This is a genomic window from Paenibacillus sp. 102 (genome assembly GCF_039549175.1).
In the GTDB taxonomy this organism is placed as follows: domain Bacteria; phylum Bacillota; class Bacilli; order Bacillales; family Bacillaceae_G; genus Bacillus_A.
On the sequence record NZ_JBCGHT010000001.1, the window covers coordinates 268,146 to 285,806 of the forward strand.

At 37.1% G+C, this 17,661-nt stretch carries 13 protein-coding genes and 2 pseudogenes; all 15 read right to left on the minus strand.

The genetic code is table 11. The features are described from left to right. Positions 1–6: 6 nt before the first annotated feature. Positions 7–2,679: a DNA mismatch repair protein MutS gene (gene mutS / locus AAIE21_RS01405; protein ID WP_343265145.1), complete on the minus strand. Its 2,673-nt coding sequence runs from the start codon at positions 2,677–2,679 to the stop codon at positions 7–9. 180 nt (positions 2,680–2,859) lie between these two features. Continuing rightward, positions 2,860–3,402 carry an outer spore coat protein CotE gene (gene cotE, locus AAIE21_RS01410; protein ID WP_343265146.1) on the minus strand — a complete coding sequence of 181 codons (543 nt, stop codon included), beginning with the start codon at positions 3,400–3,402 and terminating at the stop codon, positions 2,860–2,862. Between the two features lie 130 nt (positions 3,403–3,532). After that, positions 3,533–3,964, minus strand: coding sequence for a YlbF/YmcA family competence regulator (locus tag AAIE21_RS01415; protein WP_343265147.1), 432 nt, complete (start codon positions 3,962–3,964; stop codon positions 3,533–3,535). Between the two features lie 3 nt (positions 3,965–3,967). Continuing rightward, positions 3,968–5,497 (minus strand): tRNA (N6-isopentenyl adenosine(37)-C2)-methylthiotransferase MiaB, encoded by a 1,530-nt coding sequence (gene miaB / locus AAIE21_RS01420; protein ID WP_343265148.1) that lies wholly within the window; start codon positions 5,495–5,497, stop codon positions 3,968–3,970. A gap of 399 nt (positions 5,498–5,896) precedes the next feature. Beyond that, the gene (locus AAIE21_RS01425; protein ID WP_343265149.1) at positions 5,897–6,763 is read right to left on the minus strand and encodes a 2-oxoacid:ferredoxin oxidoreductase subunit beta; all 867 of its coding nucleotides are present in this window, start codon (positions 6,761–6,763) and stop codon (positions 5,897–5,899) included. Beyond that, on the minus strand, positions 6,750–8,507 hold the full coding sequence (locus AAIE21_RS01430; protein ID WP_343265150.1) for a 2-oxoacid:acceptor oxidoreductase subunit alpha: 1,758 nt from the start codon (positions 8,505–8,507) through the stop codon (positions 6,750–6,752). Before AAIE21_RS01430 ends, AAIE21_RS01425 begins: the two co-directional genes overlap by 14 nt. Before the next feature lie 260 nt (positions 8,508–8,767). After that, positions 8,768–9,730 (minus strand): dipeptidase, encoded by a 963-nt coding sequence (locus tag AAIE21_RS01435; RefSeq protein WP_343265896.1) that lies wholly within the window; start codon positions 9,728–9,730, stop codon positions 8,768–8,770. Between the two features lie 23 nt (positions 9,731–9,753). Next, positions 9,754–10,014 carry a stage V sporulation protein SpoVS gene (gene spoVS, locus AAIE21_RS01440; RefSeq protein WP_000404341.1) on the minus strand — a complete coding sequence of 87 codons (261 nt, stop codon included), beginning with the start codon at positions 10,012–10,014 and terminating at the stop codon, positions 9,754–9,756. A gap of 148 nt (positions 10,015–10,162) precedes the next feature. Then, positions 10,163–10,957, minus strand: a complete 795-nt coding sequence (locus tag AAIE21_RS01445) for a TIGR00282 family metallophosphoesterase (RefSeq protein WP_097847878.1) — start codon at positions 10,955–10,957, stop codon at positions 10,163–10,165. Between the two features lie 389 nt (positions 10,958–11,346). Beyond that, the gene (gene rny, locus AAIE21_RS01450) at positions 11,347–12,909 is read right to left on the minus strand and encodes a ribonuclease Y (RefSeq protein WP_000099780.1); all 1,563 of its coding nucleotides are present in this window, start codon (positions 12,907–12,909) and stop codon (positions 11,347–11,349) included. 433 nt (positions 12,910–13,342) lie between these two features. After that, positions 13,343–13,765 (minus strand): annotated as a pseudogene (locus AAIE21_RS01455) (recombinase RecA family protein); the annotation flags it as partial. Between the two features lie 333 nt (positions 13,766–14,098). Further along, a pseudogene (recA, locus tag AAIE21_RS01460) lies at positions 14,099–14,704 on the minus strand (recombinase RecA); the annotation flags it as partial. 140 nt (positions 14,705–14,844) lie between these two features. Continuing rightward, positions 14,845–16,083 carry a competence/damage-inducible protein A gene (locus AAIE21_RS01465; protein ID WP_343265151.1) on the minus strand — a complete coding sequence of 413 codons (1,239 nt, stop codon included), beginning with the start codon at positions 16,081–16,083 and terminating at the stop codon, positions 14,845–14,847. 20 nt (positions 16,084–16,103) lie between these two features. Then, positions 16,104–16,682, minus strand: a complete 579-nt coding sequence (pgsA, locus tag AAIE21_RS01470; RefSeq protein WP_343265152.1) for a CDP-diacylglycerol--glycerol-3-phosphate 3-phosphatidyltransferase — start codon at positions 16,680–16,682, stop codon at positions 16,104–16,106. A 64-nt stretch (positions 16,683–16,746) separates the two neighbouring features. Next, on the minus strand, positions 16,747–17,649 hold the full coding sequence (locus AAIE21_RS01475; RefSeq protein ID WP_343265153.1) for a helix-turn-helix domain-containing protein: 903 nt from the start codon (positions 17,647–17,649) through the stop codon (positions 16,747–16,749). Positions 17,650–17,661: the final 12 nt, after the last annotated feature.

Below are 17,661 nucleotides of genomic sequence, written 5' to 3' on the forward strand. Positions count from 1 at the left end.
ACTTACTCATCCTTTCTTTAACTTTTTCTGTAAACGATACAATTCATTTAGTGCTTCTAGAGGCGTCATATCAAGTAAATCAATTTTTTTAATTTGCGTTAATACAGCTGTTTCCTTTTGATCAAGCACTAGCTTGTCTTCTTTTTTCACAGGCTGTTCTGTAGCAAAGAAAGATAGCTGTGATTCTGCAGAGTCTTCTTTCTCCTCTGACAGTGGTCCTGATTCTTCTTTTACAACTACTGGTTCTTGGACAATTTCTTCTTGTACTTTCACTTCCGCTCGTTTCGGAATAATGATTTCCTCTTGTCCTTCTAACTGTGCTAATACTTCTTTTGCGCGAGCAATTAAACTATCTGGAAGCTCAGCAAGCTGGGCAACGTGAATACCATAACTTTTATCTGCTGCACCATCTTGAATCTTATGCAAGAAAACAACTTTTCCGTTTTCTTCAATAGCTGAAACGTGTACGTTTTTCAGTTGCTCTAAACTTTCTTCTAATACAGTTAATTCGTGGTAATGTGTTGAGAATAGTGTTTTCGCTCCAATTTGGTCATGAATATGCTCGATGATTGCTTGTGCAAGTGCCATACCATCATACGTAGATGTACCACGGCCGATTTCATCAAATAAAATTAAACTTCTTTCTGATGCATTTGCAATCGCATTTTTTGCTTCTAACATTTCGACCATAAACGTACTTTGACCTGAAATTAAATCATCTGCTGCACCAATTCTCGTAAAGATTTGATCGAAGACTGGTAATACAGCTTCCGTTGCAGGTACAAAGCAACCGATTTGCGACATAACAGTAACAAGTGCTAATTGACGCATATACGTACTTTTACCAGACATATTGGGACCTGTAATTAAAAAGACATCCATGTTTTCAGGCATCACACAATCGTTTGGAACATACAATTTGCCGTTCAATACTTTTTCTACAACAGGATGACGACCATCTTTTATGAAGATTTCACGTTTATCTGTTAAAACTGGTTTCACAAATTGCTCTTCTTCACTCACTGTAGCAAAACTTTGCAGTACATCTAATTCACTAATCACTTTTGCCAAGTGTTGTAACTTAGGAATAAATACTTTTACTTCTTCACGCAGTACAGTAAACAAATCATACTCTAGCTGTACAATTTTTTCTTCTGCCTCTAAAATTAATGTTTCTTTTTCTTTTAATTCATCTGTAATAAAACGCTCCGCATTTGCAAGCGTCTGTTTGCGCTCATAGCGCCCTTCTGGAAGCGCAGCAAGGTTTGCCTTGGTCACTTCAATATAGTAGCCAAAAATACGGTTGTAACCAATCTTTAACGATTTAATTCCCGTAATGTCACGCTCGCGTTTTTCAAGCTCTGCAATCCATGTTTTCCCGTTCTTACTAACATAACGATACTGATCTAGCTTGTCATTATAACCATCTTTTATAATATCCCCATCTTTTATAGAAAGCGGTGGGTTCTCTTGAATACTTCTATCTAGTAACTCTGTTAAGCTTTCACATGGATCGGCACCTTGAATTAATCTTGCCGCATAAGAATTATCTATCAGACTAACCGCCTCTAAAATAGTCGGAACTTGCAATAAAGAACGTTTTAATTGCAGTAAATCGCGCGCATTGACGTTACCATATGCAACTTTTCCCGCTAGACGCTCTAAGTCATACACTTCTTTTAGTTTTTCTTTTAAATCTTCACGTAAGAAATAGTCATTCACAAACGTTTCAACCATTTCTAAACGCTCTTCAATTTTGTCTTTTTGTATAAGCGGTCGTTCCATCCACTGTTTTAGCATACGGCCGCCCATCGCTGTTTTTGTTTTATCTAATAGCCATAGGAGCGAACCTGTTTTTTCTTTTGTTCGAAGTGTTTCTGTTAACTCTAAGTTACGCTTTGAATGCACATCAATTTTCATAAATTGATTTGTATAATAAATATCTACTGGTTGCAAATGATCTAATGAACGTTTTTGTGTTCTTAGTACATAATTCAATAAGCGCCCTACCGCTGTAACTAATTTCGTTTGGGTTACATTTTTCACAAGATGCTGTAATCCTTCAGGAACTTTCGTTTCATCTTCATAAGAGATTGTCATTTTTAATGTTTCCGTCAACTTGTTTAGCTCATCTTTTGAAAATGTGGAATCTACAACAATTTCTTTTGAGCCTGTTGCGTAGACTTCTAATAAGACATCTTCTACAGAACCTGTTAACAATGTGACTGTATTTTGCCCTGTTGTTAAATCATTACAAGCTAAAGCATAAGAACCATCTTCAAAATGAGTTAACGCAGCTAAGAAGTTATTTTCCTTTTCATCAATCGTACGCCCCTCCATCATAGTTCCTGGCGTAATTAATTGAACGACTTCACGACGTACAACACCTTTTGCTGTTTTCGGATCTTCTACTTGTTCACAAATTGCAACTTTATATCCTTTTTCAACAAGCTGTTCAATATAATTTTTCGCCGCATGGTACGGAACACCGCACATCGGTATTCGATTGCTACTCCCCCCATCTCGGCTTGTTAGCGTAATTTCAAGTTCATGAGCTGCCTTAACCGCATCTTCAAAAAACATTTCATAAAAATCACCTAAACGAAAAAATAAAAAGGCATCTTGATAATCTGCCTTGACCTTTAAATATTGTTGTATCATTGGGGTATACTGAGCCATCTGTTTCCTCCATACTTCATAAAAATGTGCTATATATTATATGCCGCACTTCACGGACAATTTGCTCTCCACTTATAGGAGTCTCTCCCCATTATAGCACATTTTAGGTACAAAACAGTTGCATTCAGCATCACTAATACTTCGTAAAAAAGCTAGGAAGAATTTCTCCCTAGCTTTCTATTACTCTTCTTCTGCATCTACAATAAAGTTTGGATCTAACTCTTCAAATTCATCATCATCAACTTCAAAATCTTCCTCATTCTCTGGACATCCATCTGGATTTACATTTACACAAATTTTTGTTTCACCGACAACTTCTGTTACAAATTCACGCTCTACAGTTACAACAATTTTGTTATCATTTGGTGAAACGAGCGCTTCTAAACAATTGGGATGTTGAATGACGCGGGCAATAATTTCTAAATCTTCACCTGAAAAGTTTTTGTCACGATATCCAACATTCACTTCATCTGTGTAACTAACACGTTCCGTTACAACTTCTGTTTTTGTGTTTTCATCAAATGAGTACCACGTATTCACATCATAGTATCCTTCAATTTCTACAGACTTCCCATTCTTTCTCGCTTCATATGTGTGATTAATTACCCAACATCCGAGAATACTTGTCGGCTCATGATTTGATTCACATGTATGCGTTGATTTTGTATACTTACGTCCTTTGCCCACTACTGCTTTTGTAATAATCTCTCTAAATTCGGACATTCGGAACCCTCCTCAATCAATATTCACTTAATCATATGCGTGACAATCGCGGAATGTGTCATTCTTTTTTTGACAAAAGACTATAGAACAGAATAAAAATAAAAAAAGAGATGTCCATAAGACATCTCCCTTAGCAACCACAGTTCCCTTTTTTACTCTCTACTTCAGCACCAGTTTCACCTTTTAACACATTGCCACCAGTTGAAATTAAAATTTCATCCGTTACGTTATTAGAAATAGTACTTGCTACAAGCTGCAGTAAATCATTTACATATGTTTGTGAAGATTTAAATTCCTGTACAACCGGAATGCTATCAAGTTTATCTTGCAGAGCATCTATTTCCGCTTCTACTTTTTTCAATGCTTCCCATTTTCCATAATGCTGTAAGTTTACAGCTTGTTTTTGCAGTGCTTTAATTTCATCAATTGCATGTTTTACATTTTCATTTTTATGAATTTGCGCTTCCGCACGTTTAAAGAAATCCACTTCTTCTGTTTCAGAAATCATTTTCGCTAATTCTTTTGCTTGTTCAACAATTTCATCTTTTGTATAAGCTTTCATCTATTATTTCACCTCGATCGGCTCCTCAACCAATTCCCCGTTTAGAGACCAAGTTTTTGCTTCCGTTACTTTTACTTTTACAAGCTGACCGATTGCAGATTTTGGAGCTACGAAGTTTACCAGTTTATTGGCACGCGTATAACCTGCAAGCACGTCTGGATTATTCTTACTTTCTCCATCAACTAGTACTTCAACAATTTGACCTTCATATCGTTTATTCTTTTCCATAGAATATTCATTAACTAATGCATTTAAACGTTGTAAACGCTCTTTTTTCACTTCCATTGGTACATTATCCTTCATTTTTGCAGCAGGTGTACCTTCACGTGGAGAATAAATAAATGTAAATGCACTATCAAAACCTACTTCACGATATAACGACATCGTTTCTTCAAACTGCTCGTCTGTTTCATTTGGGAAACCAACGATAATATCAGTTGTTAATACTGCATTCGGAATCGCTTCTTTAATCTTACGTACAAGTTCTAAATAATGTTCTCGTGAATATTTACGCGCCATAATTTTTAGCATATCTGTACTTCCAGATTGTACTGGTAAGTGGATATGTTCAACTAAATTACCGCCTTTTCCAAGCACCTCAATTAAGTAATCATCGAAATCACGTGGGTGACTTGTCGTAAAGCGAACACGTGCTATATCAATTTTACGAAGTTCATCCATTAAATCGCCAAGACCATATTCTAAATCTTCAAAGTCTTTACCATATGCGTTTACATTTTGACCAAGCAGCGTAATTTCTTTATACCCATTTGCCGCTAAATGACGAATTTCATTAATAATATCTTCTGGACGGCGACTACGTTCTTTACCACGTGTATACGGTACAATGCAATATGTACAGAATTTGTCGCATCCATACATAATATTTACCCATGCTTTAATATCACCGCGACGCACCTTCGGAAGATTTTCAATTACATCTCCTTCCTTAGACCATACCTCAACAACCGTCGCTTTTGAGAACATCGCATCTTTTAAAATGTATGGCAAACGATGAATATTATGTGTGCCAAACACCATATCTACATGCTGGTTTTTTTGCATAATTTTGTTTACAACAGATTCCTCTTGAGACATACAACCGCACACACCGATTAAAAGATCTGGGTTTCTTTGTTTTAATGGTTTTAAATGACCAAGTTCACCAAATACTTTATTCTCAGCGTTTTCACGAATGGCACAAGTATTTAATAGAATCACATCTGCATCTTCTGTCGAAAATGTTGGTTCATATCCAAGCGCTGTAAAAATACCAGCCATTACTTCTGTATCATGCTCATTCATTTGACATCCGTAAGTACGGATATAAAACTTTCTTCCAGCACCAAAGTTACGAAATTCTTCTGGTAAACCAAAATCACGCTCGATTTTCACTTCTTCTTTCCCGCGTTTTTTCGCATCCTTCAAAGAAGGTGGCTGATATACACTTTCAAAGTATTTGCTATAATCTTTTTCTTCTTTTTTCATAGAAGAATTCGCTTGTTGACTTGCTAATCGTTGTTGCTCGTTCATGGGTAATCTCCTTTCAACCTTAACTATACACACTCTGTAGTCCATTTTAATGACAATCAGACCCATCTTAAAGATTAGAATAGTTTGAGAGATAGCTTGCCCCTTGAAATTCAAGTAATCGATCTAATCATCCATAAGAATGGAGCCTTCCCGACACCAATAGACATTCCCTTTTTGTTGTTTTAACCTTGTCCTTTAAAAACATATTACTTTATTCCTATACACACTATCATAGTATAAGATGTTTAGCCAAATTTAACAACAAAGAGACAGTGTCATACCCACGTACACCAGCGCACAAACCAATTTTTCTAACAAGACGATACACTTATTATTTTATCATTCTGAATTTTCTAGGTAAATAAAAAAAGCTGCCGTTAAGCAGCTTTTTTATTATGATTACATAAATTCAGCAACGAGTTCATCGAACATTTTTTGATCCATTTGTAAATCAGCTTGCACTAAAGGTTTTTCGCTATATCCCTTTACAAGCTCTTGGTAAGAAGGCTGCTTGGTATTTTGATAAATTAAACCCGTTACTAAACCTTTGTTTTCCATCAATGTTTGCATAGCAATCATACGATTAGACGGATCATATCCTTCTACTGTGCTTAGTTTTGTTAAATTCTCTTTAAACCAGTCATACGTATTCACTTTATTATAAGTTACACATGGGCTAAATACGTTAATTAAAGAGAACCCTTTATGCTGAATACCAGCTTCAATAAGCTGTGTTAATTCTTTTAAATCACTAGAGAAGCTTTGTGCAACAAATGTCGCACCAGCTGTTAATGCCATTTCCATTACAGATAACGCTGGTTCAATTGAACCTTGCGGTGTACTTTTCGTTTTAAAGCCCGCTTCACTACGTGGTGAAGTTTGACCTTTTGTTAAACCGTAAATTTGGTTATCCATAACGATGTACGTAATGTCAATGTTACGACGAATCGAATGAATGGTATGTCCCATCCCGATTGCAAAGCCATCTCCGTCACCACCAGATGCGATAACTGTTAAGTCACGGTTTGCCATTTTCACACCTTGTGCAATTGGAAGTGCACGTCCATGAATACTATGAACGCCATATGAATTAATATAGCCTGAAATACGACCTGAACAGCCAATTCCAGAAATAACAGCTAATTCATCTGGATTTAAACCAACGTTAGCTGCTGCACGTTGAATCGCAGCTTGCACCGAGAAGTCTCCGCAACCTGGACACCAGTTTGGTTTTACACTGTTACGAAAGTCCTTAAATGTTGCCATTTAATACAACCCCTTTTTTGCATTCGTTGTAAATTTCTTTTGGCAAGAATGGATTTCCGTCATATTTTAACAGACTCGAAATTTTCTCACCATTGCCAAGATTCATTTTCATAATGTTAGCAAGCTGACCAGTTGCATTATTTTCCACAACAACAACGCGCTTTGCACCCTTCACAAGGGGAAGGATTTCATCTGTTGGGAACGGATGAATTAAACGAACGTGAGCATGATTTACTTTTAATCCTTCTTGCTCTAAACGCTCCATCGCCTCTTCAATTGCACCACGAGTAGAATTAAAACCTACTAATAATACATCAGCGTCATCATACTTGGCATTTTTGTACACAGGGGTATTAAACTTCAGATTCTCCATTTTACGGAAACGTTTGTCCATTTGTGCTTTACGATTCAGTGCTGATTCAGATGGTTTACCAGTTTCATCATGTTCTACACCTGTAACATGGTGAACACCATTTTTCATACCAGGTAAAACGCGTGGTGAAACACCATCTTCTGTCACTTCGTAACGTTTAAAGTAAGCTTTATTTTCACGCTCTGGTAACTCTGCTTGTAAATCAAGCTTACCGCGGCGAATTTCTACTCTATCTAACTTCAGTGGTTCTACTGTTTGTTTCCCTAAAGAAAGCTGTAAGTCTGTTAAGAAAATAACAGGAACCTGATATTCTTCCGCTAAGTTAAATGCTTCTACACTATCATAGAATGCTTCTTCAACTGTACTTGGCGCCATTACGATTTTTGGAATTTCACCATGTGTCCCGTAAATCATCGCCATTAAATCAGATTGCTCTTGCTTTGTTGGTAAACCTGTACTTGGACCACCACGCTGTGTATCAATAATAACAAGAGGCGTTTCTGTAATACCAGCTAAACCGATTGCTTCCATCATTAAAGATAGGCCCGGACCTGCAGATGCTGTTAATGTACGAACACCAGCATAGTTTGCGCCAATCGCCATTGTACAAGCCGCAATTTCATCCTCAGTTTGGATGACTGTTCCGCCTACTTTTGGAAGTTTTTTAATTAAGTATTCCATAATTTCAGATGCAGGTGTAATTGGATATGCAGACATAAAGCGAGCACCACCAGCTACTGCTCCGAATGCAATTGCATCATTACCAATCATAAACATACGTTTTTGACCATCAGCTTTTTCAAGCTGCATCATGTTTACTTTTTCACCAAGTAATTCTTTCATATATTGAGAGCCAAGCTTAATTGCTTCCATATTCTTCGCAACAACTTGCTCTCCTTTACGGCCGAAAATTTCATCAACAACTTCTAAATATACAGTTTCATCTAACCCTAATACTGCACTAGATGCTCCGACAGCAACCATGTTTTTCATTAATGATGTACCTAGCTCAGAAGCAATATCTGTAAACGGTATTGCATATAGGTTTACATCTGCGCTTTCTGGTATAGTTGGATTAAATTTTGCGTCTGCAACGACAATGCCACCTGGTCGTAGTTCGTGGAAGTTAAAATCAATTGTTTCTTGATCAAAAGCAATTAAAATATCTAAATCATCTGATATTGCGCGTACTTCAGTTGTACTTACGCGAATTTTATTATTTGTATGACCGCCCTTAATTCGTGATGAAAAGTGGCGGTAACCGTATAGGTAATACCCTAAGCGGTTTAATGCAATACAGAAGATTTCTCCTGTACTTTCAATTCCTTCACCTTGTTGTCCTCCAACTTTCCATGAAAGTTGACTAATCATCTCCTACACCCCTTTTGGCTGCATTCATTTGTAGTGTATTTTTTATAGTAATAGTGTAGCACTTTTTATGCAAAGAAACTACAATGGACGCAAATTATACCTCTTCAGACTTCCCTGAATGTTTTGCGTAATCTTAATTCGTCTACAATTCTAGCCTTACAATGAAAAAAATGCAATAATTTGGCTTGATTTTTTATTCGTTTTTTTTAACTTTTCTAAATATTTATTTTCAATTTAAAAATACAGTATAAAATAAGCAACTAGAAAGAAATATGATTAATGAAATTATCATATAAAAAGCTTTGAACATGTGTTTCACTGTATCTCTTACTCAATTCATTGATTACATATTCATAACGCCGATATGCTTCCACACCGACAACCGTTTCTGTGATACCATCAAAATCCGAACCGAATCCTATATTGTTCTCTCCTCCAAGTGAACAAATGTGTTCCACATGCCGTAATATGTCATCCATATAAGCAGGTCTATGATTAGTTAAAAACTCTGGAACGAATGTTACACCAATTACACCATCTTTTTGAATAAGTGCTTGTACTTGTTCATCTTTCAGATTACGCGGATGCTGACAAAGCCCATAGTAATTTGAATGTGATGCAATTGGATATTGCGCAATCTCCATCACATCCCAAAAACCTTTTTCATTTAAATGAGACACATCTGTCCATAAACGAAATGAATTCAGTTCTTCTACAACTTTTTCGCCAAACGTGGTCAGTCCCGCACCTCTTGTTTCCAGTGCTCCATCAGCTAATAAATTCGCATGATTCCACGTGAGTCCCATAGATCGGACTCCTAAACGATAGAGTGTGCGTAATTTCATCATATCTTTTCCAATTGCTTCGCCACCTTCTAATGTTAAAATGGCGCCAACTTCATTTGGTCCTAACTGCTCTATATCTTTTTTTGTCTGAATCAATTTCATACTCGGTAACGATAAAACCTGCCTATAAAATATATCTACCATAGCTAACGCGGCTTCAAACCGTTGTTCATATGGTACTGTTTCAGGTACATATACCGCAAAGCATTGTACACTTCCCTTTCTTTTTCCCAATTGTTCAAATGTAATATGTAAAGACGGATCGTTTTGAAAATTCTTCTTCCCTTTTGCATTCCATAGTTGCCATAGTACATCACAGTGCGCATCAAATACTTTCACTTTCATTCCTCCTTCCCCATAAAAACAACCTGTTTGCATAGGAGCAAACAGGTTGTTCAAACTTAACGAGGTTCTACAATTAATTTTATTGCTGTACGTTCTTCACCATCAATCATAATGTCTGTAAAAGCTGGGATACAAATCAAATCCAAACCACTAGGCGCTACAAACCCTCTTGCAATTGCTACTGCCTTCACGGCTTGATTTAATGCACCTGCGCCAATAGCTTGGATTTCTGCTGTTCCGCGTTCGCGAATAACTCCAGCAAGTGCACCGGCTACAGAGTTAGGGACCGAAGTTGCTTTAACTTTTAATATTTCCATTCCTCGTTTCCTCCTCGTTTCTTATAAAAGTATTAGCGATTATTTCACTTTAACTTATATTCACGAGGAAAGACATGTATTCCTGCTAAATTTCTGTAATTTTTCTAAAAAATTAAAATATAATGTTTTTTCTAATTTTTAAACGGTATTATTCGAAAAATGGCTGATCATCATTAATTAAAATACGTTCAATTCTTTTCGCTTTTCCTGTATTTGGATCCACATCAATTAATACTGCACTTAACTGCGTTCTTCCGTTTGTTACTTCAAAACGTACAGGTAAATTCGTTAAAAACTTCTTCAGTACAGCTTCGCGATCCATACCTAAAATACCATCATATGGACCAGTCATTCCAACATCTGTAATGTAAGCTGTTCCGCTTGGTAAAATACGATTATCTGCTGTTGGAACATGTGTATGCGTCCCTACTACTGCTGTAGCACGTCCGTCTACGTACCAACCAAGTGCTTGTTTTTCACTTGTTGTCTCAGCATGAAAATCAATAAAGATAATATTCGTGCGCTTTTTCGCAATGTTAATTAATTCATCCACTTTTCGGAACGGACAATCAATTGGTGGAAGGAACGTACGTCCTTGTAAGTTAATTACCGCTACTTCTGTACCATTACAATTTACAAAAATAAGTCCTTTTCCTGGTGTTCCCTCTGGGAAGTTGGCTGGTCTTGCAAGATATTTTGCATCATCGATAAATTCAAACACCTCACGGTTATCCCAAGCATGGTTCCCAAGCGTAACTGCTTGGGCACCACACTCTAAAAAGTTTCGGTAAATTTTCTCTGTAATACCGCGACCACCCGCAGCATTTTCTCCGTTAATAATTGTTACAGTAGGCGTATATTTTTTCTTTAACGCCGGTACGTATTGCTGAATCATACCTCTTCCAGGGGATCCTACTACATCTCCAACAAATAAAATTCTCATATCTATTACCCTTCCTATGTACTATATAAATACAAATTAAAAAACAACATGAAACCCTTCTTTTTAGATGGGAGAGCGCATCAGCCATGCACAGAAGCGGTCATATCCTTTTCCTGCCCCATGCCAAGTGAAAACAAAAGGAAAAACGAGTACAGATTACCTTTTATTATCCATAGCCGTGGCTTATATGTCGAAAAATCAAAATGGATTTATATACTTATTTTATTACTACCTTACAAGTTGTTCACCTATAGAAAAACACACTGCTCATTTAAACTTTTCTTCTATTCTAGCCAATTAGAATCGAAATCGAATAAAGGTGATTTACAAACGCTTTATTTTATATTACCCAATGTCAACACAAAAAAATAAAGTGGTGTTTCACCACTTTATTTTGCGTATTCCACTGCACGTGTTTCACGAATAACTGTCACTTTAATATGTCCTGGATAATCCAGTTCATTTTCAATACGTTTTCGAATATCACGTGCTAAACGATGAGCTTCTAAATCATCGATTGTATCCGGTTTTACCAAGATGCGAACTTCGCGTCCAGCTTGAATTGCAAAAGATTTTTCTACTCCTTCATAGGATTCTGAAATCTCTTCTAACTTTTCAAGACGACGAATGTAGTTTTCCAATGTCTCACTACGAGCTCCCGGTCTTGCAGCTGATAACGCATCCGCTGCTGCAACTAAAACTGCAATGATGGAAGTTGGTTCTGTATCACCATGGTGAGATGCGATACTGTTAATAACAACTGGATGCTCTTTATATTTCGTTGCGAGTTCAACACCAATTTCAACGTGACTACCTTCTACTTCATGGTCAATTGCTTTTCCGATATCATGCAATAGACCTGCACGTCTCGCTAACTTTTCGTCCTCGCCAAGCTCCGCTGCCATAAGTCCTGCTAAATACGCTACTTCCATAGAGTGTTTTAACACGTTTTGACCATAACTTGTACGGAATTTCAAACGACCTAAAATCTTGATTAAATCTGGATGTAATCCATGTACACCTACTTCAAATGTCGTTTGTTCTCCCACTTCACGAATATACTCATCCACTTCACGTCTTGACTTTTCAACCATTTCCTCAATACGCGCTGGGTGAATACGTCCATCCTGTACGAGCTTATCAAGAGCGATACGAGCTGTTTCACGACGAATTGGATCAAATCCTGATAGGATTACCGCTTCTGGCGTATCATCAATAATAAGATCAATACCCGTTAACGTTTCTAACGTACGAATATTACGTCCTTCTCGTCCGATGATACGTCCTTTCATTTCGTCATTTGGAAGATTTACAACCGAAACGGTTGTTTCAGCAACATGATCAGCTGCACATCTTTGCATTGCAAGAGATAAAATCTCTTTTGCTTTCTTATCCGCCTCTTCTTTCGCACGAACTTCACTTTCTTTTACCATAACGGCAATTTCATGAGAAATTTCACTTTCCACTTTCCCTAAAATGATTGCTTTCGCTTGTTCGCGTGTCAGATTGGAAATGCGCTCTAATTCCGTTTGTTGCTTTTGAACTAACTCTCCCACTTTGCTTTCCAACTCTTCAATCTGTTGTTGTCTCGCTACAAGAGATTCCTCTTTCTTTTCTAACATTTGCTCACGTTTATCGAGCGTCTCGTCTTTACGATCAAGGTTCTCTTCTTTTTGCATTAAACGATTTTCTTGTTTTTGTAATTCGCTTCTACGGTCACGAATTTCTAATTCAGCTTCTGTACGAAGTGTATGAATTTCATCCTTTGCTTCTAAAAGCGCTTCTTTTTTAAGTGCCTCTGCTTCGCGATTTGCATCTTCTAAAATGCGTCTCGCTTCGTTTGCTGCACCGTTAATCTTCGCTTCTGCAATAGACTTTCGAACAAAAAAGCCAACAACTGCACCGACTGTTGCAAGCAAAATGGAGATGAGTACCCAAACTGTACTACTCATGATTTCACCTCCCCTTGCTATGAATGAAAAAAGACTGTCGGCATGTACATTGATTTGCAACGTACAGCAAAGACCGTCGCCCCGCTTTTTTTAAGGGACTTTCTTCATTTCACAATTAAAATGTCATATTATTATTTCGAAAAGGTATAGAACCTACCCCGAATGTTACTTCTCTTCTAGAGAAGAGTGTATCGTATATAAGAAAAAATATACATTCTCATTGTATCTATCGCATTTTTCATTGTCAAGCGTTGTCTACTTTTACTTTCTTTACCTTTGTCATGTAAATCTTCTTTTAACGAAGAAAGTTTATATTCGCCAACGATGCCAACCCTTACCAAATCAGTTTTTACAAACGGGAGTACCTTAGCGAAAAATTTTGTTACATATTATTGTGAGATAAAAAATAAAAGACACGAAATCGTGTCTTTTATTAATCAAGATTTTTTTCATCTTCTCCATTTTCAGAAACAGAATCTTCACCAATCCCATGATGTTCACGAATGAAGAATGCAATTTCATCCGTAAGTTCTGGATTTTCTTTTAAGAATTGCTTTGAGTTTTCACGTCCTTGTCCCAAGCGCTCCTCATTATAAGAATACCAAGCACCACTTTTTTGGACAATATCCAGTTCAGAAGCCATATCTAAAATTTCACCCTGTCTTGAAATCCCTTCTCCGTACATAATATCAACTTCAGCCACACGGAAAGGCGGTGCCACTTTATTTTTTACCACTTTTATTTTTGTTTTATTACCAACAATGTCATTGCCTTGTTTTAATTGCTCAGCACGACGCACTTCTAGACGAACTGTTGAATAGAATTTCAACGCACGACCACCCGGAGTTGTTTCTGGCTTAATCTATAGATTTTCCATTTCTATAGTGTGGACTATCTCTTCATCTCCTCATAGAGAGCCTTGCACTTCCAGCAGGAGCCTATCTTCTGCCGTACCCTACTCAGTTAACTAAAAAGTCCTTTTCGGTAGTCTCTACACCTTCTTCATATAAACATGAAGCTTGGCACGGTATTACCCTAATGTTATGGAGGGCTTCACCGTTAGCAGCTATTTAAATAGCTACACCCTTAGGCAATAAGGTTCACAAGGTTTTTTAACATGCTATCACTAGCAAGGGAAACCCATAGTAAACTCCTTAATCTTTTACGATTAAGCAACTTGTAGTTGATTTCCGAACATAACCCCAACTTTTTCACGAATTTGGTTAATGAAGATTGCAATTGTTTTTGATTTGTTAATCGCACCAGAAAGCTTACGAAGTGCTTGTGACATTAAACGCGCTTGTAAACCGACGTGAGAGTCACCCATTTCCCCTTCGATTTCTGCTTTTGGTACAAGAGCCGCTACAGAGTCAATTACGATAATATCAATTGCACCGCTTCGTACTAATGCTTCTGCAATTTCTAAACCTTGCTCCCCTGTATCAGGCTGTGATAATAGTAACTCATCAATATTAACACCTAACTTTTGTGCATATACAGGATCCATCGCATGCTCCGCGTCAATAAATGCTGCTTGTCCACCTTGACGTTGCACTTCTGCAATCGCATGTAAGGAAACCGTTGTTTTACCTGAACTTTCAGGTCCGTAAATTTCAATAACACGACCTCTTGGGTAACCACCAACTCCAAGGGCTACATCAAGTGCTAACGAACCACTTGGAATCGTTGAGATTTTACGCTCTGCTTGCTCCCCCAATTTCATAATTGAACCTTTACCGAATTGCTTCTCTATTTGTTTTAACGCCATATCTAATGCCGCTTGACGATCACTCATTCAAAATTCCTCCTTAACTGAATTGCTAATCTTATTATACCTATTTCCATATCAATTTGCCAACAAAAATCGAACATTTATTCGTTTTTTTGTTTTCCATGGAAAATATTTCATTTTCTATCAAAAAAACTAGAAGAAACTCACATCTCTTCTAGTTTTTTATATAAATGATAAAATCCATATTTTGTAGAGCGTTCTCTAATTTGCTGACGACTTCCACTCAAGGTAAGAGGAAATACCACTGTCGGCTCATCCTTTATTGCTAATCCAACAAATACAGTTCCTGATTTTTTATTTTCTGAAGCATCCGGCCCTGCTACTCCAGTGAAACTAATTCCGATATCTGCTTTCAAAAGCGTTTTAACATTTTCAGCAAGATAACGCGCACACTGTTCACTAACTGCTCCAACTGTTTGTAATGTCTCTTCAGGTACATGTAATATATGTTGCTTCACATCGTTATCATAGCAAATTACGCCGCCCTTAAATACAGAAGATACGCCGACATTTTCTGTTACTTGATTTCCAAACAGACCGCCGGTTAAACTTTCCGCACACGCTAAAGTTAAACCTTTTTTCTTTAATAAATCAATTGCTTTATTATGGAGAAAATCTTGATTATATCCATAGAAAAATTCTCCTACTCGTTCTAAAATCAAATCTTCTACATGTTGAATGAGCACTGTTGCTTGCTTTACATCATTATGTTTAGCGGTCAAACGAAGCGTTACTTCTCCATCTGAGGCTAGCGGAGCAATTGTTGGATTCGTTTGCCCATCAATTAAGTCTTGAACTTTCACTTCCAGTTGGGATTCTCCAATGCCGAAAAAACGAAGAACACGAGAATATATATGTTCTTCAGTTGTAAAATTACGTAAAAACGGCTCTACGTAACTTGTATACATCGGTTTCATTTCTTTTGGTGGACCCGGTAATAAAATGTACACCTTCTCATTCTTAGCTAAACCCATACCTGGTGCCATCCCATGATCATTTGCAAATACGGTTGAACCTTTTAAAACAAGCGCTTGTTTCTTATTATTTTCTGTGAATTCGCGCCCTGTACGTTTAAAATATTCGCCAATTGACGTTAATGCCACTTCATCATAAATAAGTTGTTCTTGTAAGGTTGAAGCAATTGTTTCTTTCGTTAAATCATCTTTTGTCGGTCCTAATCCACCAGTAAAAATGAGTATATCAGCACGCTTTTCAGCGATTTGAATTGCCTCTTGTAAACGATGATTATTATCACCCACAACAGTATGATAATACACATCGATTCCAATGGATGCTAATTTTTCAGATAAAAACTTTGCATTTGTATTTGTAATTTGTCCGAGTAACAATTCTGTTCCAACCGCAATAATTTCGGCATTCATTCCGATTCCCCCATAAGCTGTTATTTTGAATTTACAAAAGCAGCTCTATTTTTCCAGAAATAGTCCCAGCCAGAAATAACCGTAAAGATAAGTGCGATCCATATGAAAATATCCGCAACTGGAATATGGATTAAATTTAACGGTACATCATGCAATAAATATGCTGAGATCGCAATAATTTGTGTCCATGTTTTAATTTTCCCTAGCGTATTCGCCGCAACAACCTCACCAGTCCCAGCAAGAACAAGACGTAATCCCGTCACAGCAAACTCACGGCTAATGATTACTATAACAATCCATGCCGGTACATATTGCATTTCTACTAATGCAATAAGCGCTGCTGAAACAAGTAACTTATCAGCTAACGGATCAAGAAACTTCCCTAGATTTGTTACGAGATTGTACTTTCTCGCATAATGTCCATCAATCCAATCTGTAGCTGAAGCAACGATAAAAATGATTGCTCCTACTAAATGTTGAATTGGTAAATCTACATTTCCAACTGTATATGTTCCCCAGTTAAAAGGAGCTAACATAATTACTAAAAAAATTGGAATTAAGCAGATTCGAGATATTGTAATTTTATTTGGTAAATTCACAGCTATTCCTCCATCATGTCAAAAACATTTGTTCATTGGAAAAAAGTCATCGAAGCGATGACTGTTATTGTGCAGGTTGCCCTACCCCTAGATTTTTAAACACTAACCTTTGGTGATATTCCTTTTCTGGATCTAATGGGAAAGCAACAACTTGGCCATTCAGCTTAACCTCAACATTTGGTGCACTTCCAATGTTAAGATGTACTTCTTTTGCTGTTGTTAAATCACGTTTTTCTGTTTGACCTTCTTGAATCGTACCATTAAAAATGACATTTCCATCCTCATTTTTAATATCTACATAACTTGCACCCTTCGCTGTAATTTCTAACTCAAGTGCTTTATTATTATGAACTTCCAAAGTGGATACCTTACCATTTGTTCCGACAACCTTCACTTCTTCTTGTCCAGAAGGCGGTTGTTGTGCTGGTGTCTCTTCTTTCTTCGGTTCTTCTTTTTTAGGTTCTTCTGCTTTTACTTCATCTTTCTTTTCATCAAGCGGAGAATTTTTCGCCTTTTGTACTTCTATTTGTTCACTTTTCGTTTGTTTTTCTTGTCCTTCGTCTTTTCCGTTTAACCATTGGAAAACAAACCACACTGCTATCCCTAATGCAATTACCAATAAGGCAATCAATATTTTAGGCATATGATCTGCTATTGGAAGCGATGCTGCTTTTTGCATGGTTTCTTGTGTCTTTTGACTTTTTGATACTTGCGGTACATCATGAGATTCAGATTGTGGTATTATACTTTGATACTCTACAAGTAACTCTTCTCCGTTCAGACCAACCGCGTCCGCATATTGTTTAATAAATGCACGTGCATAAAATGCACCAGGCAATATACTATAATCGCCCTCTTCAATTGTTACTAAATAACGTTTTTGAATTTTCGTAACCTCATGTAGCTGATCAATAGACAAGCCTTTCGCTTCCCTTGCTTCCTTCAGCTTTTGTCCTAATTCCGTCACTGCTAACACCTC

What these genes read in the sequence shown, in the direction of transcription:
- miaB (WP_343265148.1), bottom strand. Translation starts at nt 5,497, where the DNA reads ATGAACGAGCAACAACGATTAGCAAGTCAACAAGCGAATTCTTCTATG.
- spoVS (WP_000404341.1), bottom strand. Translation starts at nt 10,014, where the DNA reads ATGGAAATATTAAAAGTTAAAGCAACTTCGGTCCCTAACTCTGTAGCC.
- AAIE21_RS01415 (WP_343265147.1), bottom strand. Translation starts at nt 3,964, where the DNA reads ATGAAAGCTTATACAAAAGATGAAATTGTTGAACAAGCAAAAGAATTA.
- AAIE21_RS01445 (WP_097847878.1), bottom strand. Translation starts at nt 10,957, where the DNA reads ATGAGAATTTTATTTGTTGGAGATGTAGTAGGATCCCCTGGAAGAGGT.
- AAIE21_RS01430 (WP_343265150.1), bottom strand. Translation starts at nt 8,507, where the DNA reads ATGATTAGTCAACTTTCATGGAAAGTTGGAGGACAACAAGGTGAAGGA.
- rny (WP_000099780.1), bottom strand. Translation starts at nt 12,909, where the DNA reads ATGAGTAGTACAGTTTGGGTACTCATCTCCATTTTGCTTGCAACAGTC.
- cotE (WP_343265146.1), bottom strand. Translation starts at nt 3,402, where the DNA reads ATGTCCGAATTTAGAGAGATTATTACAAAAGCAGTAGTGGGCAAAGGA.
- AAIE21_RS01435 (WP_343265896.1), bottom strand. Translation starts at nt 9,730, where the DNA reads ATGCAAACAGGTTGTTTTTATGGGGAAGGAGGAATGAAAGTGAAAGTA.
- AAIE21_RS01425 (WP_343265149.1), bottom strand. Translation starts at nt 6,763, where the DNA reads ATGGCAACATTTAAGGACTTTCGTAACAGTGTAAAACCAAACTGGTGT.
- mutS (WP_343265145.1), bottom strand. Translation starts at nt 2,679, where the DNA reads ATGGCTCAGTATACCCCAATGATACAACAATATTTAAAGGTCAAGGCA.
- AAIE21_RS01465 (WP_343265151.1), bottom strand. Translation starts at nt 16,083, where the DNA reads ATGAATGCCGAAATTATTGCGGTTGGAACAGAATTGTTACTCGGACAA.